The organism is Limosilactobacillus secundus (assembly GCF_020784695.1).
In the GTDB taxonomy this organism is placed as follows: domain Bacteria; phylum Bacillota; class Bacilli; order Lactobacillales; family Lactobacillaceae; genus Limosilactobacillus; species Limosilactobacillus reuteri_F.
This window is the reverse complement of the sequence record NZ_JAJGUA010000007.1, coordinates 1-679: the sequence shown is the minus strand read 5'-3', so window position 1 is coordinate 679 and position 679 is coordinate 1. Positions and strand designations below refer to the sequence as shown.

General features: G+C 52.7%; 7 tRNA genes. All 7 read left to right on the top strand.

From position 1 onward, the window contains the following. The first annotated feature begins 42 nt into the window (after window positions 1-42). The 7 genes from LMB57_RS00390 (at window position 43) to LMB57_RS00360 (ending at window position 619) form a co-directional block, all read left to right on the top strand. Window positions 43-117 (top strand) — tRNA-Asp (locus tag LMB57_RS00390). 9 nt (window positions 118-126) lie between these two features. Next, window positions 127-199, top strand: a tRNA-Phe gene (locus LMB57_RS00385). A 15-nt stretch (window positions 200-214) separates the two neighbouring features. Continuing rightward, window positions 215-285, top strand: a tRNA-Gly gene (locus LMB57_RS00380). A gap of 9 nt (window positions 286-294) precedes the next feature. Further along, window positions 295-369: transfer RNA gene (locus tag LMB57_RS00375), tRNA-Ile, on the top strand. 2 nt (window positions 370-371) lie between these two features. Then, window positions 372-459: transfer RNA gene (locus LMB57_RS00370), tRNA-Ser, on the top strand. Between the two features lie 4 nt (window positions 460-463). Continuing rightward, window positions 464-535, top strand: a tRNA-Glu gene (locus tag LMB57_RS00365). Window positions 536-545: 10 nt separating this feature from the next. Then, window positions 546-619 (top strand) — tRNA-Met (locus LMB57_RS00360). The last annotated feature ends 60 nt before the right edge of the window (window positions 620-679 follow it).

The window sequence follows — 679 nt, the reverse complement described above, 5'->3', positions numbered from 1 at the left end:
TAACCCGGAGGTCGTTGGTTCAAATCCAGCCCCCGCAATTTTGGTCCGTTGGTCTAGTTGGTTTAGGACGCATCCCTGTCACGGATGAGATCACGAGTTCGAGTCTCGTACGGACCGTTTATATTTGGCTCGGTAGCTCAGTTGGTAGAGCAACGGATTGAAGCTCCGTGTGTCGGCGGTTCGATTCCGTCCCGCGCCATAAACTTAATATTATGCGGGTATAGTTTAGTGGTAAAACCACAGCCTTCCAAGCTGTTGTCGCGAGTTCGATTCTCGTTACCCGCTTTTAGATATGGGCCTATAGCTCAGCTGGTTTAGAGCGCACGCCTGATAAGCGTGAGGTCGATGGTTCAAGTCCATTTAGGCCCATTGGAGAAGTACTCAAGTGGCTGAAGAGGCGCCCCTGCTAAGGGTGTAGATCGCGCAAGCGGTGCGAGGGTTCGAATCCCTCCTTCTCCGTAATGACCCGTTAGTCAAGTGGTTAAGACACCAGCCTTTCACGCTGGTATCGTGGGTTCAAATCCCGCACGGGTCATCTTTATTATCGCGGGGTAGAGCAGCCTGGTAGCTCGTCGGGCTCATAACCCGGAGGTCGTTGGTTCAAATCCAGCCCCCGCAATTTTGGTCCGTTGGTCTAGTTGGTTTAGGACGCATCCCTGTCACGGATGAGATCACGAGT